The sequence below is a fragment of the Sphingobacterium griseoflavum genome (assembly GCF_014653155.1).
In the GTDB taxonomy this organism is placed as follows: domain Bacteria; phylum Bacteroidota; class Bacteroidia; order Sphingobacteriales; family Sphingobacteriaceae; genus Sphingobacterium; species Sphingobacterium griseoflavum.
In genome coordinates, this window is record NZ_BNAF01000005.1 from 143,484 (window position 1) to 170,403 (window position 26,920).

The following is a 26,920-nucleotide window of genomic DNA, read 5'->3' on the forward strand; positions in this document are numbered from 1 at the left end:
AATTATTTTATTTCATCCGGCAATAGGATAAATTTAAATAGCTGTTCTTCTTTCAGGTATTTTTTTGCCACCGATTGAACAGACTTGACGGTAATCTTATCCAAGTCGTCTAAGTAACGTGTAATGTATGTCGGATCTTCCTCACGTTGGTAAGCGCCAGATAACTGACCCATCCAAAATCGATTCTCTTTCAATGACAATTCCAGTTGTCTTTTTTGTTCGATTTTGAATTTTTCCAAATCCTCTTGCAGTGGGCCATGTTGTTTCACTTTATTGATTTCGTCGAGGGTAGAGGCGATAAGCCCTTTGTATTTATCCACAGCTGTTCCAAAAGATACGGTGAAGCTAAAACGATTCTTCGGATATTTGCTGGTGGATGCGCGAGCCGCCGTTCCATACACGCCACTTTCTTCCTCGCGCAATCGCTCCAAAAGCTTGATCGTCAGTACCCCCTCTAAGGCATTCATATTTAAATTTTCCGTTTCGTTGTAGTTGTAGTCTCCATAAAAACTTAGTACAGCTGTTGCTTTCTCCTCTTTACCTTTGCGCACTATTTTTTCGAAACCTTTTTCGGGCTCATAAATACCTAAATCTTTGGCCTGCTCCATGCGATTGGTAGAAGGTAAGGCAGCGAGATACTGTTCAAGATAAGGAGTTATCTCGACTTCGGTGAATGATCCGACGATGGTGAACGTAAAGTCGGAAGCATCGGCAAATCGCTCTTTGTAGATTTGCAATGCCCGAGCCTGATCGATCTTTTCTACAGCCTCCATGCTGATGGGGCTGCGCCGAATGTTGCCCTTATAGAGGCTTTCCAGCATAGCCTGGCTAAACACAAAATTAGGGTTGCCTTCACGGTTGGCAATCATAGAACGGGTTTTTGTGATCATACTTTGGAAAGCATCGTCTTCGATGCGAGGCGCGGTAAAATAGCCATAGATCATCTCAAAAGCGGTTTTCAACCCCTCCTTATCACTGTGTCCCGATATCCCTTCACTTCGTTCGCTAATGTAGGGACTTATATTCAAGTTCTTTCCGGCCAGATATTTCTGTAGCTCGATGGTATTGAGCTGGCCAATGCCACTACTGTTCACAAGATCTGCTGCCTGGGCTGCTGAATAGTAGTCTTCGTCGGTGTAGCGTGATGTCCCTCCAGGACTGTAGGCGCTGATGAGGATTTCATCGTTTTTAAAGGTGGTAGGTTTTAGCACGACCCGGACGCCGTTAGTGAGTCTAAGCTCTTTGCTTTGCACGGCAGCAATTTCTTTGGAATTCGCTATTTTCCCGGCTACGGGCTCTTCCGCCAACATAGGTAGATCGGAGACGTTATCCTCATAAGCCGCTATCTGTTCGTTCTGTATGGCTGACACCCACGCTTTTGCCATGTTTTCGTCAGGTAAATTGGCTTTTTCACTTTCAGGCGCCATGATAATCATATCCCTGTTGTGGTCTACATAATACTGCTTGCCCAATTGGTTGACCTCCTTAAGCGTTAATGTCGGAAGTAACTGTTTGTATAGATTGTACGAATCTTCGTTGCTTACGGCCGGCCCGTCTTCCAAGTAGTGGTTTAGATAGGTGTTGACATAGCTGTCGGATTTCTTTTTGTCGCGCTCTATATAGGCCATTTCGCTACCTTTACGTATCGACGATACAGCTCGGTCAAATTCAGTTTCGGTAAACCCGTGTTGCTCGACGCGTTCAAGTTCCCGGATCAATGCTTTAAAGCCCGTTTCAAATTCACCAGGTTTCGCAACGAACACAGCATTATAGGCATCAAGCCCTCCGATGAAACTTCCGATACCGACACTGGCTTGAATAAATGGTGGATTGGCGGATTGCGCCAGTTCGCCCAGCCGCGCATTGAGCATGTCGTTGTAAACAGATCTTAAAAGAGTGGTTCGAAATTCGCGTACGGTTTTTACTTTTTGTTCTTCGTGTTTGATGGTAAGCTGTCCTACCGTATACGTCATCTCTGGATCGGTCACCGCAATAAATTGGTTGGTATGCAGGAGTGGTACCCGATATTCTTCGCGTTTGGGGGCATCTGCAGGAGTCTTCAGGTCAGAAAATAGCCTTTTTACTTCACTTTCCATCGCAGCAACATCAATGTCGCCGACGATGATGATGGCTTGTAGATCCGGTCGATACCAGTCTCTATGAAAGTTACGAAGTGTAGCGTAGGGGAAATTTTTGATATTAGATTCCGTACCTATGGGTAGTCGGTTTGAATACCGAGATTTGTTAAGCATGATGGGCAAATACTGATCGCGCATACGTTGTGACGCTCCGCGTCCGCCTCGCATTTCCTCCAGCACGATGCCGCGTTCTTTGTCTATTTCTTCGTCGCTAAGCAATGCATCTTGTGCCCAATCGCGCATAACCTGCAGGCCATTCCTCAACAGCTCCGCATCGTCCGAAGGGATGGGTAGCTGATATACGGTTTGATCAAATCCCGTGTAGGCATTTAAATCGCTACCAAAACGAACGCCTGCCTTCTGCAAATAGTTTACCAATTCGTTTTTCGGGAAATGCTTTAGGCCATTGAAGTTCATATGCTCTAGAAAATGCGCCAATCCGACCTGTTCGTCAGTTTCTAAAATAGAACCTACCTTGGTGGCTAAGTACATGGTAACCCGATCTTTCGGCTCAACGTTCCGTCGGATGTAATAGCGGAAACCGTTGGCTAGTTGTCCGGTTTTTACCTCCTTGTCAAACGGGAGAGGCGTGTCCCAAGACAACGTGTCTGCCTGTATAATTTCTTTGGCGCCGACCGATATGGTAATGGCTTGCACAGGCATGGCCTGGAAGACAGCAGGCAGTAAAAAAGCTATCGCAACTGGTTTGATTATGTTCATAGATATGGATACTTTTATGAAAATATTAGGTGGTAAACTTACAAAAACCGGTAGAATTTCTGCTGATTTTTCGTGCTTTATTTGCTTATCTTTACCCGTATGGAATGGGATGTTGCTAAAAAAGACTTCAAACGCTATTTACAGTTGGAGCGCAATCTGTCAAGCAATTCAATTGATGCTTATCTCAACGACGTGCATAAGCTGGAGGCGTATTGTAGCTATCGCACTATTTCGCTAACGCAAGTTGACACGAAGATTGTGCAGCAGTTTTTGGTATTTATCAATGACTTTCCCATATCGCCTTTTACACAGGCTAGGTTACTCTCCGGATTAAAGACTTTTTTTTCCTTTCTTCAGATCGAATACGAATGGGAAAAGAATCCTGCCGAGCTATTGGAATCGCCGAGATTGAGCCGTAAGATTCCGAGCGTGCTCCATCTCCGAGAGATCGATGCGTTGATAGAAGCGATCGATCTCTCCACAAATGAAGGTACGCGCAATAAAACAATGTTGGAGGTGTTATATGGCTGTGGACTGCGGGTATCGGAGCTTGTAGGCCTCAAAATCTCTAATCTTTATTTGGACGTTGAGTTTATCAAGGTAGAAGGGAAGGGGAACAAAGAACGCTTGATTCCGATTGGTAAACAGGCCATCAAGTATCTGGAAATATATCTGAAAGAGGTTCGACCAATGCTACCGTTGAAACCGGGTTTTGGAGATTTTGTTTTCTTGAATAGGAGGGGCGCACCGCTTAGCCGTGTGATGGTATTTTTGATTATAAAAGATTTGGCGAAGAAAATTGGGTTGACAAAGCCGATCAGCCCTCACACGTTTCGGCATTCCTTTGCCTCACATTTGGTGGAAGGTGGCGCTGATCTTCGCGCTGTCCAAGATATGCTTGGACATGAAAGTATTACCACCACGGAGATCTATACCCATATCGATAAAGATTATCTGCAATCCGTTATCACGCAGTATCATCCACGTTCTTGATGGTAAACGATGTCTTTTCTATTTTTTTTGCAATGTTGTTGCATTTGTTTTACCTTTGCCTCCATCGTATGATGAAGAAGCTATTGTTGCATATCCTTTTGGTCATCGGGCTCGTTGGTCTGGTGTCGGCAAGTGCACTGCAGTATACGCATCATCAAGACCACCACGATTGTGCGGCCGCCACAGATAAGCACGGCCCTGACGCTGAACATTGTTCGTTGTGCTGGTTTGTTTCCCATCAAGTACTCGGTGAAATCCATTTAGCTTCATTGCTACCGGAAGCGGAGTCTTCCCTGGTGATTCCTGCAGAAAAAGCTCGTTTGCTTGTTCGAGTCCTCGATCAAGTCCATCTCTTAATAAGTAATAAAGATCCGCCTGTTACCCTATAGACAGGGTAAATTGTTTTATATCAAAAAAGGCAGATACATAGATGCGGAATAAAGCTATGGGGCTGTTGCTGGGATTGCTTTTTTGCACACCATTGCTACAGGCTCAACAGAAATGTACCATCCGTATGAGCGGAGTGGTCAAATCGGCGCAGGGAGAACCCTTGTTGGACGTTATTGTTCGAACCGAAGGAAATAGGACGGCAAAGACAGATGCCACCGGCAGATTTGTTTTTAACAAGCTATGTGCAGGTAGCTATCCGTTGTCGTTGTCACGTTTGGGATTTTCTTCGGAATCGTATACCATTATTTTGAGTCGGGATACGGCCTTGCTGTTGACGATGGATCCTGATGCGATACATATCCAAGATGTGGAGATCATCGGCCAGCAGCAGGGGGGGCTTTCCAGCAGCGTCCATCGCCTTTCGGCACAGCAGATACAGGAAAATAAGGGCCAAACACTGGCGGAGTCTCTTTCTGATATTTCGGGCGTGTCGACGATTGGCATGGGTAATAGCATCGTGAAGCCGGTGATCAACGGCTTGCACAGTAACCGAATTTTGATCATGAACAACGGGGTGCGACAGGAAGGACAGCAATGGGGCGTCGAGCATGCCCCGGAGATCGATCCCTTTATCGCGGATCGCTTGGAAGTAATCAAAGGAGCGCAAGGTGTGCGCTATGGCGCCGATGCATTGGGGGGTGTGGTGCTCGTGACGCCAGCTGGCATCAACATGGATAAGGCTTTGAGCGGTAATTTTGACCTCTTAGGGCGTAGTAATGGACGAGGTGGCATGATGCAGGGAAGCCTAGAGGGCATCGTAAAAAGTATCCCGCAGCTGGGCTGGCGGGTACAAGCATCGGCGAAGAAGATCGGCGACTATGAGACGCCTGACTATGTGGTGGGCAATACCGGCGTGGAAGAGCTGAACTATAGCGGTGCTCTGACCTATAAGTGGAACAAAAACGCGTTGGAAGCCTTCTATAGTCATTTCGGTACGACACTGGGGATTTTTCGTGGGGCGCATATCGGCACCGTAGCGGATATTGAGGCGCGTATAGCACATGGACGCCCGTTTGAGGAGTATGATTTCAGCTATACGATCGAAGCGCCTCGACAACGGGTAAGCCATGAATTAGCGAAGCTGAAGTGGACCCATACTTTTAATGCCGATAGAAGCTTGGACGTACAATATGGTTTTCAGCGCAACCATCGTCGGGAATATGATGTCCGTCGGGTGGAATCTGACGATTTGCCGATGGCGGATATGGTACTAAGCGCACAAACCTTGGACGTCGTGCTGAAGCAGAAGAATAGCTCCTTTGGTGTGCAGTCACTCATACAGATCAACAACAATACGCCGGGCACAGGTACGACGCCTATTATTCCGAACTTCGATAGCTATAATTTAGGGCTTTTTGCAATTCACCAGTTCCATATCGGACGCCTCCATGCCGAAGCAGGGGGGCGCTACGATTTCAAATACCTGGATGTTGCCGGTTATCGTTACCGGCGCGATGCCGTAAACGAAGATGGCAGCATTGAGCAATATCTGCTCACCGATACCCGGCGTTTTCACAATGCCTCCGGAACGGTAGGAGTCCTCTATCACATGACGCCGCGGTTAAGCTGGAAAAGTAATATCGGTTTAGCTTGGCGAGCACCGTCGGCCAATGAGTTGTACAGTGATGGGTTGCACCATGGCAGTGCAACTTACGAGTTGGGCGATCAGAATCTTCGAAGCGAAAAGGGTTTAAAATGGATAAATACCTTGATTTGGAATACCGATCGCTTAACGGTCACTGCAGATCTGTATGCGCAGTTGCTTTACGATTACATCTATGCGCAGCCTAATCCGGATTCGGTGAGGCAGACGATACGCGGTACATTTCCGCTCTTCGTCTCCCAGCAACATGATGCCCTTTTTTATGGTGCCGACCTGAAGCTCACCTACCAGCTCACCCACAAGTTGCAGTATGAAGCGACGGCTTCGCTTATCCGTGCGAAGAACATCATGTTAAATACGTATCTGCCCTATATTCCGTCGGATAGATTTCAACAGGGCATTTCGTATGCCTGGCTTGGAGAAGACCAACCGCATAGCTATGTGAAGTTGGTACACCGTTTTGTGGCACGTCAAAGCCGCTACGAAGCAAACAGCGATTATGCTGCCCCGCCACCTGCCTATCATCTGATCGATTTTGTGGCAAGCAAGCAGTTTGATCTTGCATCCGGAAGACAGTTTAATATGCTTTTTTCTGTAGACAACGTATGCAATACCGCATACAAAGATTACATGGACCGTTTGCGCTACTTTACGCACCAAATGGGCCGAAATTTCAATTTAAAATTATCTTATCAATTCTAATGTTATTTATCATGAAAAAAATTAGTTTAGTTGTTTCTTTTTTGGCTGTGTTGTTCCTAGCTCCATCTTGCTCGAAAGATGACCCTACACCCGAAGTGGATCAAGAAGAAGTAGGTACGGCAAAGCTTATATTTACGGAAGTGGAACGTGAGCAGCATGGAGACCATGCACATTATCACGACGTCGACAATCCAGAAGTGGTTTCTGTCACGTTCTCTGGTGCCGAAATGCTGCCTCCTGTCGGGGAACATTTGCATTTGGAAGTGGGTAAGAGCTATAAACTTGAGCTAGTGGCAACGGATTTTGCGGGCCGCGAGACACAGCAGACCTTCGTCGCCCGGCCGGACATCCACCAAGCTTTCATTTTAGGCGCACCAGCCAATAGTCTGTCTTACGAATATGCTGACAAAGATGCCGATGGCATTGCGCTGAATGTAGGTGTAACGGGCTATTTAACGGTGAATGCATTGGCCAATACATTTACCTTGAACTATGTATTGCGCCATTTGAATGCAGGGGTGAAAGCGCGTATAACCGCTGCTGATTGGAACAATGTGAATTACAACCAGTTTACGGGCGAAAACGATCTGGATTTGAAGGTTAGCGTTCACTTGGTTGAAGAAGGCGAGCACGATCATTAACTAGGACATGCCTTTTCTAGGTTTTGATCAAGAAAAGTGCGTAGCTCGCGTGCGAAAATAATATTTTTAAAAAAGATTTGATCTACGCTAAAAAGTGTTATTTTTGCACGCAAAGTTCCCGTAGTTCAATGGATAGAATTTCAGATTCCGGTTCTGACGATGTGGGTTCGACCCCCGCCGGGAACACTCAAAATAAAGGTTTCAGCCAGTTCTGAAGCCTTTTTTTGTAATCGATTTACAAAACTTTCCGGGGTAGAAAGTTGCTGCAATAAAAAGGTCAGGTGCTTACAAGCACCTGACCTTTTTATTGCAGGGAATAGGCCGTCTGCCTAGAGCTCGCCACCGGTGGTATCTGTTGATGATTCCGGTGCTTTGTCAATCAATTCCATAAACTGATCCAGTTTTGGCGTAATGATAATCTGCGTGCGACGGTTTCGAGCTTTTCCATCAGGTGTACTGTTGTCGGCGATAGGGTTATATTGCCCACGTCCACCTGCTGTTAACCTTTTCGGATCAACCCCATATTGATTTTGCAAGGCTTGTACGACAGACGAAGCACGAAGGGTACTCAAATCCCAGTTGTTACGGATATTGGTTTTTGAAATCGGATCAGCATCCGTATTCCCTTCAATCAAGACCTCGTAATCTTTATAATCTTGAATGATTTTCGCAATCTTGCTAAGCGTCTCGCCAGCCTGATCGGAAATTTCGTAACTGCCGGATCTGTACAGCATGTTGTCTGATAGCGAAATGTACACAACACCTTTCAGTACCTTTACATCCACATCGCGAAGTTCCTCACGGCTTAAGGATCGGGTTAGGTTATTGGTAAGTACAAGATTCAATGAATCACTTTTGTTTTTCGTGTTCACCAAATGTTGGATGTACTTGTTGGATGCATTGATTTCATCGACCAGTTTGGAGATGTTCGCATTGCCTTGGCTATTTTGATTGATACTCATGTCCAACGTGCCTTGAAGTCGTGCCAATGCTTCTTTTAACGATGCGTTGTTCTTCCGTTCATACTCCAGCTGATCTTCTAGACTTTTGATCTTTGCTCTGGCTTCGGTCAAATCCATTTGACCTTTTTGATACTGCGCCGCCAAATCTTGATGCTGCATTTGCAAGGTGGCATATTTTTTATTGCTTACACAGCTGGCCAGTAATAAGCCAGATAGCAATATCCCTATGGTAATTATTCTTCTATTCATTGTATGATAGCGTGTTTATAGAAGTAAAGTTACAAAAGTAATGCCTAAACAGAATGGCAACAATTATTAATTATTGTTAAATAATAAATTAATTAGGATATATAGCGTGTGAGTGGAGCTTTTCCAATTCCCCATGCTCATTAAACAAAAAAATGCGCAACCTTTGAGTTGCGCATCGCATAGCATGATACAGGCCAATAGCTGTATTAGCCCAAATAAGATTTTAAAATTTTACTTCGCGAGGTATGGCGTAGGCGTTGTAGCGCTTTGTCTTTGATTTGGCGGACACGCTCTCTCGTGAGGTTAAACTTTTCTCCAATTTCTTCTAGAGACAATTGGTGATTGGTACCTAATCCGAAAAATAGCACAATGATTTCCCGTTCTCTTTCCGTTAATGTAGCAAGTGAACGTTTGATCTCTTCCGATAACGATTCATCGATTAAGATACTGTCTGTATCGGGATCCGCATTTTCCAAAACGTCCAATAAAGTGTTTTCCTCGCCCTGTACAAAGGGAGCGTCCATGGATACATGTCTTCCCGAATTGCTCAGGGTGTCAGAAACCTTGTCCACTGTCGTTTCTAAGATGTCTGCCAATTCTTCTGGAGAAGGTTCGCGCTCGTATTCCTGCTCTAATTTGGAGAACGCTTTGCTGATCTTACTCAACGAACCTACTTGGTTCAAAGGTAAACGCACGATACGTGACTGTTCAGCAATCGCCTGCAATATAGACTGACGAATCCACCATACGGCGTAAGAAATGAACTTGAAACCTTTTGTCTCGTCAAAACGCTTTGCTGCTTTTATTAAGCCTAAATTGCCTTCGTTGATCAAGTCACCTAGGGTGAGTCCTTGATTTTGATATTGTTTTGCAACAGAAACAACGAAACGTAGGTTGGTCTTTGTTAATTTCTCTAAAGCTACTTGATCGCCTTCGCGAATGCGTTGGGCCAAGATTACTTCTTCCTCCGCGGTTATTAAGTCTACTTTACCAATCTCGTGCAAATACTTGTCTAGCGATTGCGATTCGCGATTGGTAATGGATTGTGTGATTTTGAGCTGTCTCATTTAATGTCTAAAAACCTTTCTCTTTGAAATGTTTGCAAAAATAGTAAATTCTCACGAATTAACCTTCATCTAAGTGTAAATTAATCACTCTGTATGAGGGAGTTAAGAATGGAGGAATAACGTTTTCTAAACAGCAAAAACTATTCCAATTCTCGAACCATTGTAGGAATAACGCCCATATTGAAAATTTGTTTTCACGGCGTGCAAAAACATTCGCGTTGTAACAGGTTTATTATGAAATGATTTGACTCGCAACTGCTTCAATTTTTTACAGCCTAAGAAAACTATTGTATCGTATAATTGTTACCTCTAAAATATGGTTTAAATATAAAGTCGATCAGCTTATGCCTATTAGGATTCATCTCGATGACATTATGTCCCAAAAAAAGGTCTCTTTAAACGATCTAAGCCAAAAGGTTGGTATCACATTGTCCAACCTGTCCATCATAAAGAACGAAAAATCAAAAGCTATACGTCTAAGCACACTAGACGCCCTGTGTAAGGCTCTCGACTGCCAGCCTGGCGATATTATACAGTATGTGGATGACGATCAATAAAGAAATTATCCCTTAATCAAACCGATAGCCCCGTAAAAATTCGATCACATCCATTTTCTTTTTGCCCTCGAGTTGCAAGGTAATGAGTTGGATCGTTCCATCAAGGGTTGCAAAACGGAGGAACGTTTTTCCGTCTGTCTCATATTCACCGGCTGCTTTATCTATTTTAGGGCCTTTTTGCGCTGCAAAGATCTTCAATCCCTTACCGTTTAGTTGGGTAAATGCAGTGGGGTAGGGACTCAAACCCCTGATATGGTTGTACACGATATCGGTGCTATTGTTCCAGTCTATTTCACAATCTTCTTTGAAGATCTTGGGTGCTACCTTAAGATCAGCAACGCTGATATTCGTTTGCGGTATCGGATTTATAACGTCTTTTTTCAAGGCCTGCACAGTTTCTAGAAGAAGGCTCGCGCCCGCAAGCATCAATTTATCATGGAGCGTACCTGCATTGTCGTCCGGCGATATGTTTACTTTCTTGGAAAACAGGATGTTACCTGTGTCTATTTCGTGTTGCAGCAAAAAAGTCGTTACCCCCGATTCTTTTTCGCCATTTATAATTGCGTGGTTTATGGGGGCAGCTCCACGATATTGGGGAAGAAGCGATGCATGTACGTTAATTGTTCCTTTGGGCGGCATGTTCCAAACAGCTTCTGGCAGCATCCGGAAAGCGACCACCACCTGTAGGTCGGCCTTATAAGAAGCTAGTTGTGTCAAAAAATCCGTACTCCGTAACTTTTCCGGTTGGAGAACGGGAATATCGTTTGCTGCAGCAAATTTTTTCACGGCGGATTCCTGGACCTTTTGCCCACGTCCCGCAGGCTTGTCTACGGCAGTCACCACTGCCACAACATGTTCTCCAGCTTCCAACAAAGCCTGCAGTGATGCGACGGCAAAGTCGGGTGTTCCCATAAATACGATGCGCATATATTATTCAATTTATTTAGTAATCGCGTCGGCACCCTTGTAAGTGACAAAAAATGCTAACTTTGCGAAGGTACAAATTATTTTCAGGTTGAATTTTCCTTATTTCCTCGCTAAGCGGATCATTTTTACGGGTACTCGAACATTCTCGAAGCTTATTGTGCGGGTAACCATCGGCGCCTTGGCATTGGCCATTTCCGCTATCATCCTCTCTGTGGCTATCTTGAAAGGTTTCAAGACGGAAATTATTGATAAACAACGTGGCTTCTTTGGCGATGTGGTGATTACAAAAAATGACCTGAATGCATCTTATGAAAATACCCCTATAAAATTAGGGAGCAAGGACCTGCAGAAAATAAAAAATATCCCCGGTGTACAGGAGATTACGCCGTTTGCCACAAAAGCCGGCATCATGAACGTGAAAGGCGAGGTGGAGGGGGTGTTGTTGAAAGGGATAGACGGAACGTATAATCAGCAATTCCTGCAAAAAAATATTGTTAAGGGCGATACCTTGGATTTTTCGGAGAATGCGGGTACGCAGCTGTTGATTTCTACCTACTTGGCTAACCGCCTTTCGCTCGAAGTCGGGGATAAGTTTATCATGTACTTTATACAGGAACCCATTCGGAAGAGACCGTTTACGATCCGCGGCATTTATACCACCCATTCCGAAGAATTGGATAAGACTTACGTAATTGGTTCCCTGGATCTGATCAGACGACTAAATGATTTGGACGATACGGATGTGGGCGCATACCAAGTACGCCTGCGATCTTTTGATTCGTTGGAGACGACAGCGCAGCGTATTGCAGCAGAACTACCGTTGGAGTTAAATGCATCAACCATCGTAGAACAGATGCCCGATATTTTCAATTGGCTTAACATGTTGGATATGAACGATAACATCATATTCGTTCTCATGATGATGGTGGCGATTATCAATATGGTTTCCTCCCTGTTGATCAGTATTCTGGAGCGATCTTCTATGATTGGGGTGCTTAAGGCTTTGGGCTACGCCAATACCGGTATTCGGCAGGTTTTTTTATATGGATCATTGTACCTGATAGGAGTGGGCTTGCTTGCCGGAAACCTTATCGCCTTAAGCCTTTATCTGTTTCAGACCTATACGCATTTCTTCGCTTTGGATCCATCCACTTATTACATTGCATACGTCCCGATGGATATAAGCTGGTACCAAGTATTAGGCTTAAATGCGGCCGTTGCCGTTATTGGATTGCTGACGCTCTTCGTGCCGGCGATGTTGATCAGTCGCATCTCGCCGATTAAAACCATACAATTCAAGTAGATACTTTCGCTGATACTTTTTTCGCAAACGTTCAGGCGCAGGAATTGTTCCCTCTATTAGGAATTGGGCCAAATAAGTTGTAAATTCAGGTCCGTTTAACAATGTTCGTTTAACTATTGCATGGATAAATTCATACAGCATATTTCACATGTATTCTCAACGCCAATAACCAATCCGGTGTTGGTCTTCACGATTATCCTGACCATCATTTTGGTGTCTCCCATTATACTGCGGCCGATAAAGGTTCCCGGTATTATTGGATTGATTCTTTTTGGTGTACTATTCGGGCCACATGGCCTCAACTGGCTGGCTAAGATCGATAAAGTCACCCTGCAGGGGAATGGTGTAGATGCTATTGACCTTTTTTCGACCATTGGCCTTTTGTACATTATGTTTATCGCAGGGCTTGAGCTCGATATGAATGAGTTCAAAAAAACAAAAAACAAAAGCCTACTTTTTGGTTTGCTGACCTTTGTAATTCCAATCAGTATTGGTTTTCCGGTCTGCTATTACCTGCTTAACTACGAACTGCTTCCAAGCATCTTAATAGCTAGTATGTTTGCCACACATACATTGGTTTCTTACCCGATCGTGAACAGCTATGGTATTTCCAAAAATGAGGCAGTAGCGATCACCATCGGTGGGACTATTCTGACGGATACAGCGGTATTAATTATCCTCGCTATCCTGACTGGTGCGTCACAAGGAGAAATCAACCAACAATTTTGGGTAACCCTCGGTGTTTCTTTCACGCTGTTTTTGCTGATTATGTTTGGGGTGATTCCGCGGATAGCAAAATGGTTCTTTCAAAAGATTGAAAGCGAAAAGACGGCACATTATATTTTTGTCTTAGCAGTAGTGTTTTTCGCTGCTTTTTTAGCCGAAATAGCTGGCTTAGAACCTATTATCGGAGCCTTTGTTGCCGGTTTGGCCCTAAACAAATTGATCCCACATTCATCCGCGTTGATGAACCGTATCGAGTTTATTGGAAATGCGATATTCATTCCCTTTTTCTTAATATCTGTAGGGATGATCGTTGATGTAAGTGTGCTTACCAAAGGGCCGATGGCGTTGATCATTGCCGGTACCTTGACATTGGTCGCTGTAACGGGGAAATTTTTAGCGGCTACGGCAACCAAATTTTTCTTCAAGTATTCCAAAAACCAACGAAATTTAATTTTCGGGCTAAGCAACGCCCATGCTGCCGCTACGTTAGCCATTATCATGGTGGGGTTTGAAAGGGAAATTATCGATGAAAATGTCCTGAATGGAACGATATTGCTGATATTGATAACCTGTATCATCGCTTCGATTGTGACCGAAAATGCTTCCCGCCGCATCGTTATGGAGGGGCATCAAGATGATGAGCACGTCGAACATGTCCCAGAACATGAAGAGCGGATCCTTATTCCCATTGCGAATCTAGCCAGTATGGAACCCATCCTTGACTTTGCCACCCTTGTCAAATCGAAAAAATCACACCACCCGTTGCACATCCTAAGCGTCGTCGCCGATAACGAACAGGCTGAAATGAATGCCGCAAACGCGCGTAAAAATTTGGATAACATGGCCAAATATGCCTCAGGTTCGGAAACGGAGGTGGAACTTTTGACAACAATCGATTTGAATATTGCTAGCGGTATAGGTCGTACATCAAAAGAGCTTTTTGCGGACTGCCTTATTCTGGGCTGGCCGAGTGCGACTTCCTTTATCGAAAAGATTGTCGGTGAAAAAACGGAAAGTATCTTGAATCGTACGGACGCTAACCTGTTTATGTGCCGACTGGACAAGTCTTTTGTCTCACATAAATCCATTGCGCTCTTCGTGCCTCCGCTTGCCGAATCTGAAGTTGGATTTGAATATTGGTTGGAGAAAATGCTGAAATTGGGGCAGGAGCTTTCGTTGCCGCTACGTTTTGTTTGTAACAGACGAACCGAAGGCGCATTGATGGAGACGCTGACGGCGAGTAAAACGAGTGTCCCCTATGCCTTTGAAAATTATGAGGATTGGGACAACATCTACGGACTGGCGGCGTTTAACACGGTAGACGCACTGTTGGTATTTGTGTCTTCACGCTACGGCGAGGTGTCTTACCGCGATGCGTTGGACGGTTTGGCGAAACGTATAGGGCGTTACTTCAAAAACCAAAATCTGCTCTTGATTTTTCCGAGCAGAAGAGAAAACCAGCACATCGATGACTACGAAGATGTACAGACTGCCCCAATCTTCCGAAAGATTAGTCGCGAAATAGGAAATATGTTTAATAAGGAAAAGTAAATACGAAGAAGCTATGGAAGCAAAGATTTCAATACAGAAAACAGGTCAATTAAATGTTCCAGCTACACCGACAATTCCTTTTATCATTGGTGATGGGATAGGGCCTGATATTTGGCGTGCTGCGGTTCGTGTTTTTGACCAGGCTGTAGCGAAGTCGTATCGAGGCGAGCGTAAGATTGTTTGGAAAGAGGTGCTTGCTGGCGAAAAGGCATTCAACGAAGTCGGTAGTTGGTTACCAGATGAAACGTTGGCAGCTTTCCGCGATTACTTGGTCGGGATTAAAGGTCCGTTGACTACGCCCACTGGCGGCGGCATACGTTCGCTCAATGTAGCGCTAAGAAAATCGTTGGATCTATATGTTTGTTTGAGGCCAACGCATTGGTACGAAGGAGTACCGTCGCCAGTTAAGCATCCCGAACAGGTAGATATGGTTATCTTTCGTGAAAATACCGAAGATATCTATGCCGGAATTGAGTTTGCAGCGGGTTCTGTCGAGGCCGACAAAATACAAAGCTTTTTGCAAGAAGAACTGCATGTTGATTATGGCTTTTCCGGATCAACTGGCGTGGGTATTAAGCTGGTGTCCGAGGAAGGGTCAAAGCGACTGGTGCGTGCCGCCATCTCGTATGCGCTAGACCACCAAAAACCTTCGGTGACGATTGTGCACAAAGGTAATATCATGAAGTTTACGGAAGGGGCCTTTAAACAATGGGGGTTTGAAGTTGCCGAAACGGAATTTGCGGACCGTACCTACACATGGGGACAATGGGAACGCACCAAAGAACTGCATGGACAGGAAGCTGCCAATGAAGAGCAGAAACAAGCGGAGCGCGATGGCAAAGTAATCATCAAGGATATGATTGCAGATAATTTTTTACAACAGATTTTACTTGCACCAAGCGATTTTTCGGTTGTCGCAACGCTCAATTTAAACGGCGATTACATCTCGGATGCTTTGGCTGCCATGGTGGGCGGAATAGGTATTGCGCCAGGTGCTAATATAAATTATGCCACCGGACATGCCATTTTCGAGGCGACCCATGGTACTGCGCCCCGTTTTGCGGACACCGACAGCATGAATCCTTCCTCGGTTATTTTAAGTGGTGCCATGATGTTGGACTATATAGGCTGGAATGAAGCTGCTTCCGCCATCCGACAGGCCTTGGCCGAAACGATAAAAAAGCGTACTGTCACCATCGATTTTTATAATTTGATGAAAGATGCTACGTTGTTGAAGACAAGTGCATTTGCAGATGCTATTATAGCTAAACTTTAATTTGTCAAGCGGTAGCATAGCATGGATATAGAAGACTTGCCTACAATCGTGCGAAAATCTGCGATCTTAAGCGATAGCGAAAAGCTGATGCTTGCAACGGTAGATACCCTGCCTGATGAGGACGAGATCGATCAGGTTAGAGCTTTGCCTGAAATACGCGAGCTGCTTCAATCGTTTATCGGCGATGAACATACTCGAAATACGCATTTGCAACTAAAGGCAAGCGCTTACCTTCAGGCGCAAGATTTGCAGATGGCTTGGAAGGTTTTACTCCTTTAGAAACCCAAGAATGACTTTAAAGCGGAACGCGTTGGTTAGCTATGGAGCGATCTTGCTGACTTGCGATTTGTCGACTCCCTCGCAAGGAGTATAGGCTTTAATACCACCGGTTCCATCTCCTTGTCGTCGCTATCCTTCCGTTCTATGATTTTCAGGAATAGCTTCGCACACTCTTTGCCCATTTGTATGGCCTGTTGATCAATCGTGGAAAGGCTAGGGATAATGTGTTCCGAAAAATTTTGGTTTGCAAAGCCAATGACACCAATAGTTGGCGGCGTTATTTGGTGCTCGTGGAGCGCTTTGATAATACCTAAAGCTACGTAATCATCCCCTCCAATGATTGCATCCGGCCTTTCTTTCAAACGCAACAGTTGATGTGTGCCGAGATACCCGCCATCCACGGTCAGTTCTCCAAAAATGGCGTAGGCAGCATGCGCTTCAAGGCCAGCTTCTTCCAGTGCTTTTTGATAACCATCATATCGTTCTTTAAAAATTTTTATATGATGTTTCGTTGTGATATAGGCAATCTTTTTGTAACCCTGATCAAGCAAGTGCTTGGTGGCCATATAGCCCGCTAGCTCATCGTCAATTTTTACGACTGGTACAAGCAGATCATCATGCGTACGGTCAAAAATAATTAACGGCTTGCCCTCCTCCTTCACTTTCCCAAGGTGAGACAGATCCTGTGTTTCCAATGACAACGAAGCTATGATACCATCTACTTGCGCTTCTAGAAGTGTCGATATACCATTTTTTTCCGATTCTAAAGACTCATTTGTTTGATAAAGCAGGATACTGTATCCAAACGACTTGAGATATTTTTCCAACGAATGGATAACGGATGCGAAAAACTGGATCTGCGCACTGGGCAGAAGCACACCAATAATAAATGTTTTTCCAGAAGTGAGCGACGATGCCACCTTATTCGGACGGTAATTTAATTTCTTTGCCATCTCCAAAACGGATTCACGGGTGCGCTCGCTGATAGTCGAGATGTTGTTTAATGCTCGGGATACAGTGGATACCGTAATGTTAAGTTCCTTTGCAATATCGTAGATGGTAGTTTTCTTTGCCAAAATGAATCTGTTTTTCGAAATATTTTGTAAATATAAAATTTTATAAATAATTTTATGCAAGCGGTTGCATTTACACCAATTGTATATATGTTATTATTAGGAATAGATTTAGGAACGTCATCGATCAAAGTTTCGGTTGTAGACGCTCAAACGAATGAGCGGGTTGTTGCAGCGCAATATCCAGAAGTGGAAGCACCGATTCTTTCTGATAGGCCAGGTTGGGCTGAGCAAGATCCACGTAGCTGGTGGGAATACACGAAGTTAGCAATACAGAAAGCACACCGTTCTGGATTATACGATCCGCAGACCATCGGTGCGATAGGTATCGCTTATCAGATGCATGGATTGGTGCTGGTCGATGATCAACAGCAGCCGCTGCGAAACGCAATTATTTGGTGCGACAGCAGGGCTGTAGAGGTTGGGAATCGCGCGATGGAGGATCTGCAGCACGCAGGCTTTCTTGCCAGCCACCTGAATTCGCCCGGTAATTTCACCGCCTCGAAATTAGCTTGGGTAAAGGAAAACGAACCAGAGATTTATGCCAAGGTGCATAAATTTATGCTACCGGGAGATTACCTAAGCATGTGTTTAACAGGGGATATCAATTCCAACGTCAGTTCGATTTCGGAAGGTGTACTTTGGGATTTCCAAACCAATAGCCTATCTCGCACCTTACTTGACTACTATGATATCGATGAGGCGCTGGTGCCGGAGCTACGTCCCGTGTTCTCCAGCTATGGGCGCTTACGTCCGGAAGTGGCTCAAGAACTAGGTCTTTCTGCGCAGGTTTCGGTAAACTACAAAGCAGGCGATCAACCCAACAATGCCTTGTCGCTTAATGTGTTGGAGCCTGGTGAGGTAGCAGCTACTGCGGGAACATCGGGCGTTATCTATGCCGTAACGGACGCCTTATTGTATGATCGAGAATCGCGCGTAAATACCTTCGCCCATGTAAATCATCAAAAAGAAAACCCGAATTTAGGTGTGCTCCTCTGTATCAACGGAACCGGCATACAAAACAGTTGGATTAAAAAGATATCTGCCAGCGGATATGACTATGATCAAATAAATCAGGAAGCAGCCGCCATACCCATTGGATCAGACGGTGTTCGTATCCTTCCGTTTGGAAATGGAGCAGAACGCATGCTCAAAAATAAGACGGTGCATGCGCATATTGAAAACCTGGATTTTATCAGGCATGGTGAAGCGCATCTTTGGCGTGCGGCTCAAGAAGGTATCGCATTTTCCTTCCGCTATGGTCTCGATATTTTGCGGGATAATGGCTTGCATCCTAAAGTTGTTAAGGCTGGTTATGCAAATCTTTTCTTAAGCCCGGTTTTTCAGCAGTCGTTTGCAGGCGTAACCGGAGTGTCGGTGGAGCTGTACGATAACGATGGCAGTGTCGGAGCGGCGTTAGGTGCTGGCCTGGGCCTGGGAGTTTATCGTTCTCGGAACGAAGCTTTTGTGGGTTTAAAGAGTCGCGCTACAGTTGCCCCGAAAGCGGTGGAGCGATATGAAGATCTTTATCAGCAATGGAAACAAAGTTTAATGTATAAACTATCAAATTTAATATAAATGGACATTTTAGTAGGAAATCAAACGTATTTTAAGGAGATCGGACAAATCAAGTATGAAGGTCCTGATTCGGATAACCCGTTAGCCTTTCGCTGGTATGATGCATCACGTGTGGTAGCAGGAAAGACGATGGCTGAACATTTCAAATTCGCCTGTGCTTATTGGCATTCGTTTAACGGCAACGGTTCGGACCCCTTTGGTGGACCGACACTTTTCTTTCCATGGGATAAAAAAAATGGTATCATCGACCGTGCCAAAGATAAAATGGATGCTGCCTTTGAATTCATGACAAAGATGCAACTTCCTTATTACTGTTTTCACGACGTGGATCTTGTTGACTTTACGGATAATGTATTAGAAAATGAGGACAATTTGGCTGAGATCGTCGCTTATGCGAAGGAAAAGCAGCGGTTAAGTGGTATTAAGCTATTGTGGGGGACAGCCAATCTGTTTAGTCATCATCGATACATGAACGGTGCATCTACAAACCCGGATTTTCATGTGTTGGCACATGGTGGTGCGCAGGTTAAAGCCGCGTTGGACGCCACCATCGCACTTGGGGGCGAGAATTATGTGTTTTGGGGTGGTCGTGAAGGATACATGTCCCTGTTGAATACCAACATGAAGCGCGAACAGGAGCATCTCGCTCGTTTCCTTCATCTTTCTAAAGATTATGCACGTAAAAATGGATTTACGGGTACTTTTTTTATCGAACCGAAGCCCTGCGAGCCGACCAAGCACCAGTATGATTTTGATGCGGCCACCGTGATCGGTTTCTTGCAGAAGTACGATCTGCTGGGGGATTTCAAGTTGAATTTGGAAGTGAACCATGCCACGTTGGCCGGACATACGTTCCAGCACGAACTGCAGGTTGCCGCAGATGCGGGATTATTGGGATCAATCGATGCCAATCGCGGCGATTCGCAAAACGGTTGGGACACCGATCAGTTTCCGACCGATTTAAATGAGTTGACCGAATCCTTACTGATCATTTTGGAGGCTGGTGGTTTGCAGGGCGGCGGTGTGAATTTCGATGCGAAAATTCGAAGAAATTCAACTGATCCAACCGATTTGTTCTACGCCCATATTGGCGGCATGGATAATTTTGCGCGCGCCTTGGTTATTGCGGATAATATCCTCCAAAAATCGGACTATAAGAAAATTCGTGCCGAACGTTATGCGAGTTTTGATACCGGCGCGGGGGCCGAGTACGAAAAAGGTAACCTTACACTCGAAAACCTTCGTGACTTTGCCGTAGAACATGGTGAACCTGCGCGTATAAGTGGCAGACAGGAATATTTGGAAAATTTAATCAATAGATATATTTAATTTTTGAGATCTTTTGCTACCTTAGCTGCATTGATCAAATAAACCGTATGAATAATATACTATCGACCAAAGATTATTTGGTGTTTCTCGTTTACTTTGTTATCGTTGCTGCATATGGCATTTGGGTGTACAATAAAAAGCGGTCCCGCGTTATAGGTGGTGATTCAAAAGATTACTTTTTGGCCGAAGGTTCGTTGACTTGGTGGGCCATTGGCGCATCCTTGATCGCTTCCAATATTTCTGCCGAACAGTTTATCGGAATGAGTGGTTCTGGCTTTAAGATGGGCCTCGCGATTGCCACTTACGAGTGGATGGCTGCCATTACGTTAATCATTGTTGCCGTATTTTTTATACCGGTTTACCTGAAGAATAAGATCTTCACGATGCCGCAATTTCTGAACAAGCGGTACAATGGGACGGTGGCGATGATCATGGCTGTCTTTTGGTTGATGCTTTATGTGGTCGTTAACTTGACATCCATCCTTTACCTCGGCGCGTTGGCGGTAAGTAGTATTTCCGGGTTTAGTATAGAGCTTTGTATGTATGCCATTGCGGTATTCGCAGTGATCATCACCCTGGGGGGCATGAAGGTGATCGGGTACACCGATGTTATCCAAGTATTCTTTCTCATATTGGGTGGGCTTGCTACCACCTACTTGGCACTGGATTTGGTTTCTCAGCACTATGGCGGTGAAGGTGTGATCAATGGCTACGGTATTATGGTCAACAAGGCTTCGGAGCATTTTCACATGATCCTTAAAACAGATAACGAAAATTATCTGGATTTACCTGGCCTGTCGGTCTTGATCGGAGGTATGTGGATCGTAAACCTGAACTACTGGGGCTGTAACCAATATATCACGCAACGTGCACTGGGCGCGGATTTAAAGACGGCTCGGAATGGACTGCTGTTTGCCGCTTTCCTGAAGCTTTTGATGCCGATCATTGTGGTGTTGCCAGGGATCGCTGCTTATGTGCTTTGGAAAGACGGGTTATTTCAAACCGAAATGTTGCAAGGTGGTGAAGTAAACCCTGATAGGGCATATCCGGTATTGTTGAACCTGTTGCCTGCCGGTCTGAAGGGCTTATCTTTTGCGGCACTTACGGCAGCAGTTGTGGCCTCTTTAGCGGGTAAAGCAAACAGTATAGCTACGATCTTTTCCCTTGATATCTATCAAAAGGTGTTCAATAGAACAGCAAGCGAACGTCAATTGGTGAATACGGGTAAGATTACGATTATCATATCAATGATTTTGGCAGTCTTGATTGCGCCGCACTTGGGTATAGATAAAAAAGGTGGTTTTCAGTATATCCAAGAATATACCGGTTTTGTTTCTCCGGGTATCTTTGCGATGTTTATCTTAGGCTTTTTCTGGAAGAAGGCGACGCCGAATGCGGCACTTTTTGCCACAATTGGCGGATTTTTACTGTCCGTTTGCTTTAAATTCTTGCCCACGGTCGTCGATTTATCATTCCTGAGCAGCACTGGGTTTTCGGTGTTAAGCCCTGTGAGTGGTCTATACGAGATTCCTTTTTTGGATCGGATGGGCTTTGTCTTCATCATCTGTATTGTCGGCATGTACCTGATCAGTGTTATCGAAACGTCTCGCGGTGTAGTGCCCAATGGTTTGGAAGTCGATACCAAAATGTTCAAAGCACACCCTGGATTTGTTGCCGGCGCCCTTGGGGTAGCGATTGCTACAGCCGTTCTGTATGCAATCTATTGGTAATAAAGAGTCAGAAAAAGAATATACAACAAAGGAGTTTGACCTGCTGGGCAAACTCCTTTGTTGTATATTAGCCTATTTTATAAACATTAAACATATCCGTCGCTGGATTTGCTCAGTATCTCGCTAAAGGTACAGAAGTATTGGATATGGGAAGGTTCCTTTGCTGAACATCCTTCCGTGTACTGGTATGAAAAAGGAAGAAATCTAGACGACGTTTCCGGCAATTGTTTGTAGCTCAGGCTCCGTCGCTTTAGATTTCTCCTTCCTTATTTCTTCACGAGTAGATTTTAATATCCCGGATTCTGTTGTGCAGCTATACCGGGGTTCGCATTGATTTCGTCCTGCGAGATCGGTAGGATCAATTTATAAAAACTGCTATTTATGGAAGTCTCGCGGGTGGGCACGCTGATTCCCGCGAACGCATCATCAAAGCTGATGGTCTTCTGCAGTCTTAGCATATCAAAATAGCGCAGGCCTTCTTGGTAAAATTCTTTACTTTTTTCGGCTAAGATCAGTGCTTCGCTAACGCTGTTAACATCGATAGCAGGCAGATTGGGCGATCGTTTATGTATCTCCTGCGTGTAGGCTGCGGCTTTTGCTCGGTCAGGAGCAGGGAGCTTCAGGGCTGCTTCGGCCGCAATGAGGTATAGTTCAGAGAGGCGTATGACCTTGATGTTTACGGCCGTGTAATTCGCTGAACCCTTGTCGCCGGCAAAGGTTGTTGATCCGAGGTATTTGTAGCAGGAACCCAAACGGTTGGCGGAGGACTCATCGCGCGCCATGACGCCCCAACGGACATCTTCGGGATCCTGTGCCAATGCCGTTAAGAAGCCCGTGCTTGCCAAGAAATTACCTAAAGCGCCGGTTTGATGCCCTCGCCGCATAAAATAGAAGCCCAAGGAGGCGCGTGCGAGATCCGCTTGGTTTTGCTCGATAACAAGCTCGTAGATGGATTCAGACCCAAACTGGCTTTGCCATGCATTTACCCATTGGGTGTTGCTGTACAGATTGTATAATCCACTTTCGATAACTTCTTCCGCTGCTGCGAGCGCTTCCGTGTAATTTCCCATCGTCAGGTACACACGTGCCTGTAAAGCTTTGTTTGCATAGAAATTAAGGTATCCATCGCGCTTGGTTTTAGGAAGGCCAGTTTCACCCGCAATCAGATCGGCGACAATCTGTTGGTAGTTTTCTTCTACGGTCGCACGTAGGGGCTTTTCATCATAATTTAACGTTTTGATCACCATCGGCACCCCGAATGCCGTCCTGTCGGTAGCAAAAGGTTTTCCGTAGATACGTACCAAGTCAAAGTAGGCCAAGGCACGGAGGGTGTAAGCTTCCCCTTTTGCTGTGGCAAAATTTTCCGTCGACCCGTCGGCTTCTAGACGAGCTATATTTTCCAAAAGGTTGTTGGTTTGGTAGATGACGTTATAGATCGTTGTCCAAAAAGAGGCGAAACTATTTGCTTGTGGATTGTGGTTGAAGGTGTACAGCGCATCCAAACCACGGCCTTGCGAAAAAAGCGTTACATCGCCACCTTTTGCTTCGCCATAAATGATAAAGTTACGTCCATAATAAGCCGAATTAGTCATTTGGCGTTGAATACCGTTGATAACAATCTGTGCGTCGTTTGCGGTCTGTATAGCTTTGTCTGCGTCACTGGCATTTGCTGGAGGTACATCCAAGAAGTCTTTGCAAGCACTGCTGCATAACAAGACTACAAGGGCACAGCTTAGGGTTTTTATATATGCTTTCATTTTTAAGTTCATTGCGTTAGAAGTTTAGTTCGATACCAAAGGTGTAGGTTTTGCCGAGCGGCGTTTCCCAACCACGGGTTCCAAATTGCCCAACTTCGGGGTCGGCCATTTTGTAAGCAGCGGTGGTTAAGAGATTGGTGCCATTAAAGAACAACCGAGCGTTGCTGATTTTGGCACGCTGGGTGAGGGTGGAGGGTAAGGTGTATGCCACATTGATGTTTTTTAACCGCAGAAACGAAGCGTCGTAGATGTGCCTGCTACTAAATTGTATGGCGTCCGTCAAATCGTTTCCATCGATTTTAGGTTGGCTGCCCGTGGGATTGTTTGGGGACCACATATTGTCGTAGTACTGTTGTGAGCGTATCCGTTCCCAATAATAACCATCGTCGTTCACGTCCTTCTCCGCTCCGTCATAAAGCTTGCCACCTATTTTATATGCAAAATTTAAGCCTAGGCTAATACTTTTGTAGCTAAAATCGCTATTGATTCCTCCGTAAACACGAGGTACAGCACTTCCGATGATGATTTGACTGGCTTTTGAATAGCTGTAAGTCGCTGCGCGCCCGTTGAAATCAAAATCAATTGTTTCGTTGTTGGTGTACCAAACATTCCTGCCATTTTCGGGATTGACACCCGCCCATTCATAACCGTAAAACGCAAGGACGGATTCACCCTCTCGGTAAATAAATTGAGCACGGCCATCGCCTCCGGTAGGGTCGTTCCACAAAATGTCGTTTCCAGCATCAAGCGATTTCACGCGCGAGGAGAGAAAGGCTGCGTTCACACGCAACGACCAAGAGAGATTTTCCTTGCGTACGAGGTCGCCGCCAAGGTCCAGTTCTATGCCACTGTTGCTGATCACACCAACATTTTGTAGGGCCCGCGCGAATCCTGTCGTACCAGAGGTTGGTACATCTTGTAAAAGATCTTTTGAGTCGCGGTTGAAGTATTCCACAGATCCAGTTAGCCGATTTTGAAAAAAGCCAAACTCCAGGGCCAAATCATAGGTGTTACTTTTCTCCCAAGTAAGCAACGTGTTTCCGAGTCCTTTGTCAATATTCACCAATGAACCATCGCTCACTAAGCCACCAGGGCTCCCTTTGTAATTGTACTTATAGTACATCAATGTTCGCCAAGCAAAATTGGCATTTGGTAAGGTGCCGTTCACACCGTAGGAGGCTCTTAGACGCAATGTGCTAACAAGTGTACTCTCGGTTAAAAAAGCCTCTTTGTGAAGGCTCCATGCGCCTGAAACCGACCAAAAGGTGCCCCAACGGCTATCGGGATGAAAGCGCGATGAACCGTCCCGACGGATGGATGCGCCTGCAAAATAACGTTCGTCGTAATTATAGTCTATTCGCCCGAGTGAAGACATCAGGTTGTTGCCCCACATATCACTGTCAGCCCGGAAGTTTGCACCTGTGCCAATGGAACTGCTTGTGCTTGATCCCAGATTTACACCATTGCTGAATTGGTAATCCGTGCTGTTTTTTTCAGCTTCATATCCAGCTAGCAAACTGATATGATGTGAATCGACCGTTTTTGTATAGGTCAGCGTATTGGAGGATACATATTTGCGAATGTTGGTATTCCATTTACTGGCTGAACCTCGATCTGTGGCACCGTTAAAGTGCAGTGCAGCATAATATAAATCATCAGTCACAGCGGTGTTGTCAAAGGAGAAGATTGTTTTCGCGGTGAATCCCGGGATGATTTCCCAAGAAAGGGATTGAACAGCTCCCAGCTTTAACGTTCGCGTATTATTGTCCCAGTGGTTATTGTAATAATCGGAGTTAAACGCTAGACTGCCGAATTGGGCCGTCCAAGGATCTCCCGTTTTATAGTCTGTTGGCCAATAAAACGGAAAGAGTAGGTTTCGAGACTGAAAAAAGGGATTCGATCCTGTGCTACGGGTGTCATTAAAACCTGTTTTATCCGTATTGGCCACATTTAAATTGACATTGTATTCGACACGTTTCGAAAGGCGTTGATGGAGGTTGACACGTCCGGCTATGCGTTCGTATTCATTGATGATTGCCCGTCCTTTATCTGTGGTGTAAGAGAGTGACGAATAGTACTTCGTATTTTCTGTACCCCCACTCAGCGATAAGTCATTTGTTTGGAAAACGCCCGTTCTGAACAGGTAATCCTCCCAATCAAAGTAACGTCCGGCCCGGTTTTCGATACCATCTTCCATACCTAATATACGAACATTGGACATTCGATTGGCATCATCGACTTCAAATCGGTAGCCGTGTTTATTAAATCTATTGTTTATTTGATTCAATGCATAGGTGCTAGCTTCCTGATCTGTATAATTCACACCGGTCGCATTATTCCTGTTGGATGTGCGGTAGTCGTGAAAGATTTGATATTCCATGTTAATTTGCGCCTGGGGATCCGCTACCTCGTAATTGTCCGTTGCCCAAGATGGTGTTATACCTAATGAGGATCGTACACTAACCACTGGCTTTCCTGTTTTCCCCCGTTTAGTCGTGATCACAATCACACCGTTAGCCGCTCGCGAGCCGTATAGCGAAGATGCTGCAGCATCCTTCAAGACGGTAATGGATGCGATATCTGCAGGATTCAATGTACTCATGACATTTGAAGTAGCATACAACTGTCCACTCATTTGACCTACATTTCCCGATATAACAGGTACGCCATCAATAACATAGAGCGGTTCATTGGAGGCGTTCATCGAGCCAATCCCGCGGATGCGAATGTTGGATGTGGCGCCCGCTTGTCCCGAAGCCGTGGAAACCTGTAACCCGGCAACACGTCCATTCAACGCGCTCTCAAAAGAGGTTATAGGTTGGTTCTCTATTTCTTTAGGCGTGACTGTTGCAGCAGATCCCGTATACGTACTTTTTTTTGCCGTCCCGTAAGCCACAACCATCACTTCGTCCAAGGCGGTATCATCAGGGCTGAGCGTTATCTGCACGGTCCGTTTTCCGTCGATGGGAATTTCTTGTGTGGCGTAGCCCACAGCGGAAATGACCAATATGCCGTTTGATGGTGCGGGAAGGGTGAAAAGTCCACTTTCATTGGTGGAGGTTCCGTTTTGACTACCTTTTACATGGATGGTCACGCCAGAGACTGGCAGACCCGTGGCATCGGTAACTTTTCCTGCCAAAGCAGTTTGTTGCGCATAAGCGATCTGTGTGGCACTGCAAGCCATGATACAGAGTGAGGTTAGTAGTTTTGTATTCATAATAGTAATTAGCTTTTGTCTAGAACAATTACTGGCAAAATGTGCTACACGAATGTGTAGGCAAGGTGAAAGAACCCTCCCGCCTTGCTTGC

The 26,920-nt window shown here is 45.2% G+C and carries 19 protein-coding genes and 1 tRNA gene; 13 read left to right on the top strand and 7 right to left on the bottom strand.

Translation table 11 applies throughout. The features are described 5' to 3' along the window. Positions 1 to 2 precede the first annotated feature (2 nt). On the bottom strand, positions 3 to 2,858 hold the full coding sequence (locus IE165_RS07990) for a M16 family metallopeptidase (protein ID WP_189626083.1): 2,856 nt from the start codon (positions 2,856 to 2,858) through the stop codon (positions 3 to 5). Between the two features lie 99 nt (positions 2,859 to 2,957). Between IE165_RS07990 and xerD the strand changes: the two genes are divergently transcribed. The 5 genes from xerD (at position 2,958) to IE165_RS08015 (ending at position 7,433) form a co-directional block, all read left to right on the top strand. Continuing rightward, entirely contained in the window at positions 2,958 to 3,851 is an 894-nt protein-coding gene (xerD, locus tag IE165_RS07995) for a site-specific tyrosine recombinase XerD (protein ID WP_189626084.1), read from the top strand. 68 nt (positions 3,852 to 3,919) lie between these two features. Then, the gene (locus tag IE165_RS08000) at positions 3,920 to 4,240 is read left to right on the top strand and encodes a hypothetical protein (RefSeq protein ID WP_189626085.1); all 321 of its coding nucleotides are present in this window, start codon (positions 3,920 to 3,922) and stop codon (positions 4,238 to 4,240) included. A 41-nt stretch (positions 4,241 to 4,281) separates the two neighbouring features. Next, on the top strand, positions 4,282 to 6,606 hold the full coding sequence (locus tag IE165_RS08005; RefSeq protein WP_189626086.1) for a TonB-dependent receptor: 2,325 nt from the start codon (positions 4,282 to 4,284) through the stop codon (positions 6,604 to 6,606). A gap of 11 nt (positions 6,607 to 6,617) precedes the next feature. Next, positions 6,618 to 7,247: a hypothetical protein gene (locus IE165_RS08010; RefSeq protein ID WP_189626087.1), complete on the top strand. Its 630-nt coding sequence runs from the start codon at positions 6,618 to 6,620 to the stop codon at positions 7,245 to 7,247. Between the two features lie 114 nt (positions 7,248 to 7,361). Next, positions 7,362 to 7,433, top strand: a tRNA-Arg gene (locus IE165_RS08015). A 143-nt stretch (positions 7,434 to 7,576) separates the two neighbouring features. Here IE165_RS08015 and IE165_RS08020 read toward each other — a convergent pair. Then, positions 7,577 to 8,458, bottom strand: coding sequence for an OmpA/MotB family protein (locus tag IE165_RS08020; RefSeq protein ID WP_189626088.1), 882 nt, complete (start codon positions 8,456 to 8,458; stop codon positions 7,577 to 7,579). A 206-nt stretch (positions 8,459 to 8,664) separates the two neighbouring features. Further along, on the bottom strand, positions 8,665 to 9,525 hold the full coding sequence (locus tag IE165_RS08025) for a sigma-70 family RNA polymerase sigma factor (protein ID WP_189626089.1): 861 nt from the start codon (positions 9,523 to 9,525) through the stop codon (positions 8,665 to 8,667). A 344-nt stretch (positions 9,526 to 9,869) separates the two neighbouring features. On the opposite strand from IE165_RS08025, the gene IE165_RS08030 reads away from it, so the two are divergent. After that, positions 9,870 to 10,082 (top strand): helix-turn-helix domain-containing protein, encoded by a 213-nt coding sequence (locus IE165_RS08030; protein ID WP_189626090.1) that lies wholly within the window; start codon positions 9,870 to 9,872, stop codon positions 10,080 to 10,082. A gap of 12 nt (positions 10,083 to 10,094) precedes the next feature. On the opposite strand, the gene fmt is transcribed toward IE165_RS08030, so the two are convergent. Then, complete coding sequence (fmt, locus tag IE165_RS08035; protein WP_189626091.1) at positions 10,095 to 11,009, bottom strand: methionyl-tRNA formyltransferase; 915 nt, start codon at positions 11,007 to 11,009, stop codon at positions 10,095 to 10,097. Positions 11,010 to 11,097: 88 nt separating this feature from the next. On the opposite strand from fmt, the gene IE165_RS08040 reads away from it, so the two are divergent. The 4 genes from IE165_RS08040 to IE165_RS08055 all read left to right on the top strand — a co-directional run bounded on the left by IE165_RS08040 (position 11,098) and on the right by IE165_RS08055 (position 16,144). Continuing rightward, the gene (locus IE165_RS08040; protein ID WP_189626092.1) at positions 11,098 to 12,312 is read left to right on the top strand and encodes an ABC transporter permease; all 1,215 of its coding nucleotides are present in this window, start codon (positions 11,098 to 11,100) and stop codon (positions 12,310 to 12,312) included. A 120-nt stretch (positions 12,313 to 12,432) separates the two neighbouring features. Continuing rightward, the gene (locus tag IE165_RS08045) at positions 12,433 to 14,589 is read left to right on the top strand and encodes a cation:proton antiporter (protein ID WP_189626093.1); all 2,157 of its coding nucleotides are present in this window, start codon (positions 12,433 to 12,435) and stop codon (positions 14,587 to 14,589) included. Between the two features lie 13 nt (positions 14,590 to 14,602). Next, positions 14,603 to 15,865 carry an NADP-dependent isocitrate dehydrogenase gene (icd, locus tag IE165_RS08050; RefSeq protein WP_189626094.1) on the top strand — a complete coding sequence of 421 codons (1,263 nt, stop codon included), beginning with the start codon at positions 14,603 to 14,605 and terminating at the stop codon, positions 15,863 to 15,865. Positions 15,866 to 15,886: 21 nt separating this feature from the next. After that, positions 15,887 to 16,144, top strand: coding sequence for a hypothetical protein (locus tag IE165_RS08055; RefSeq protein WP_189626095.1), 258 nt, complete (start codon positions 15,887 to 15,889; stop codon positions 16,142 to 16,144). A 35-nt stretch (positions 16,145 to 16,179) separates the two neighbouring features. Here the strand turns inward: IE165_RS08055 and IE165_RS08060 are convergent, their stop codons facing one another. Continuing rightward, entirely contained in the window at positions 16,180 to 17,220 is a 1,041-nt protein-coding gene (locus tag IE165_RS08060) for a LacI family DNA-binding transcriptional regulator (protein WP_189626096.1), read from the bottom strand. 87 nt (positions 17,221 to 17,307) lie between these two features. Here IE165_RS08060 and IE165_RS08065 point away from each other — a divergent pair, with 87 nt between their 5' ends. From IE165_RS08065 to IE165_RS08075, 3 genes are read left to right on the top strand one after another with little or no spacing between them, the layout of a single operon-like run. Continuing rightward, positions 17,308 to 18,795: a xylulokinase gene (locus IE165_RS08065; protein ID WP_189626097.1), complete on the top strand. Its 1,488-nt coding sequence runs from the start codon at positions 17,308 to 17,310 to the stop codon at positions 18,793 to 18,795. Further along, entirely contained in the window at positions 18,796 to 20,124 is a 1,329-nt protein-coding gene (gene xylA, locus IE165_RS08070) for a xylose isomerase (protein WP_189626098.1), read from the top strand. A 47-nt stretch (positions 20,125 to 20,171) separates the two neighbouring features. Beyond that, on the top strand, positions 20,172 to 21,854 hold the full coding sequence (locus IE165_RS08075; RefSeq protein WP_189626099.1) for a sodium/sugar symporter: 1,683 nt from the start codon (positions 20,172 to 20,174) through the stop codon (positions 21,852 to 21,854). Between the two features lie 287 nt (positions 21,855 to 22,141). On the opposite strand, the gene IE165_RS08080 is transcribed toward IE165_RS08075, so the two are convergent. Together IE165_RS08080 and IE165_RS08085 are read right to left on the bottom strand one after the other, a co-directional pair. Then, entirely contained in the window at positions 22,142 to 23,611 is a 1,470-nt protein-coding gene (locus IE165_RS08080; protein ID WP_189626100.1) for a RagB/SusD family nutrient uptake outer membrane protein, read from the bottom strand. Between the two features lie 16 nt (positions 23,612 to 23,627). After that, positions 23,628 to 26,828: a SusC/RagA family TonB-linked outer membrane protein gene (locus IE165_RS08085; RefSeq protein ID WP_189626101.1), complete on the bottom strand. Its 3,201-nt coding sequence runs from the start codon at positions 26,826 to 26,828 to the stop codon at positions 23,628 to 23,630. Between the last annotated feature and the right edge of the window lie 92 nt (positions 26,829 to 26,920).

Bases quoted from the DNA above. Each gene is read 5' to 3' on its own strand.
- IE165_RS07990 (WP_189626083.1), bottom strand. From the start codon at position 2,858: ATGAACATAATCAAACCAGTTGCGATAGCTTTTTTACTGCCTGCTGTC.
- xerD (WP_189626084.1), top strand. From the start codon at position 2,958: ATGGAATGGGATGTTGCTAAAAAAGACTTCAAACGCTATTTACAGTTG.
- IE165_RS08000 (WP_189626085.1), top strand. From the start codon at position 3,920: ATGATGAAGAAGCTATTGTTGCATATCCTTTTGGTCATCGGGCTCGTT.
- IE165_RS08005 (WP_189626086.1), top strand. From the start codon at position 4,282: ATGCGGAATAAAGCTATGGGGCTGTTGCTGGGATTGCTTTTTTGCACA.
- IE165_RS08010 (WP_189626087.1), top strand. From the start codon at position 6,618: ATGAAAAAAATTAGTTTAGTTGTTTCTTTTTTGGCTGTGTTGTTCCTA.
- IE165_RS08020 (WP_189626088.1), bottom strand. From the start codon at position 8,458: ATGAATAGAAGAATAATTACCATAGGGATATTGCTATCTGGCTTATTA.
- IE165_RS08025 (WP_189626089.1), bottom strand. From the start codon at position 9,525: ATGAGACAGCTCAAAATCACACAATCCATTACCAATCGCGAATCGCAA.
- IE165_RS08030 (WP_189626090.1), top strand. From the start codon at position 9,870: ATGCCTATTAGGATTCATCTCGATGACATTATGTCCCAAAAAAAGGTC.
- fmt (WP_189626091.1), bottom strand. From the start codon at position 11,009: ATGCGCATCGTATTTATGGGAACACCCGACTTTGCCGTCGCATCACTG.
- IE165_RS08045 (WP_189626093.1), top strand. From the start codon at position 12,433: ATGGATAAATTCATACAGCATATTTCACATGTATTCTCAACGCCAATA.
- icd (WP_189626094.1), top strand. From the start codon at position 14,603: ATGGAAGCAAAGATTTCAATACAGAAAACAGGTCAATTAAATGTTCCA.
- IE165_RS08055 (WP_189626095.1), top strand. From the start codon at position 15,887: ATGGATATAGAAGACTTGCCTACAATCGTGCGAAAATCTGCGATCTTA.
- IE165_RS08065 (WP_189626097.1), top strand. From the start codon at position 17,308: ATGTTATTATTAGGAATAGATTTAGGAACGTCATCGATCAAAGTTTCG.
- xylA (WP_189626098.1), top strand. From the start codon at position 18,796: ATGGACATTTTAGTAGGAAATCAAACGTATTTTAAGGAGATCGGACAA.
- IE165_RS08075 (WP_189626099.1), top strand. From the start codon at position 20,172: ATGAATAATATACTATCGACCAAAGATTATTTGGTGTTTCTCGTTTAC.
- IE165_RS08080 (WP_189626100.1), bottom strand. From the start codon at position 23,611: ATGAAAGCATATATAAAAACCCTAAGCTGTGCCCTTGTAGTCTTGTTA.
- IE165_RS08085 (WP_189626101.1), bottom strand. From the start codon at position 26,828: ATGAATACAAAACTACTAACCTCACTCTGTATCATGGCTTGCAGTGCC.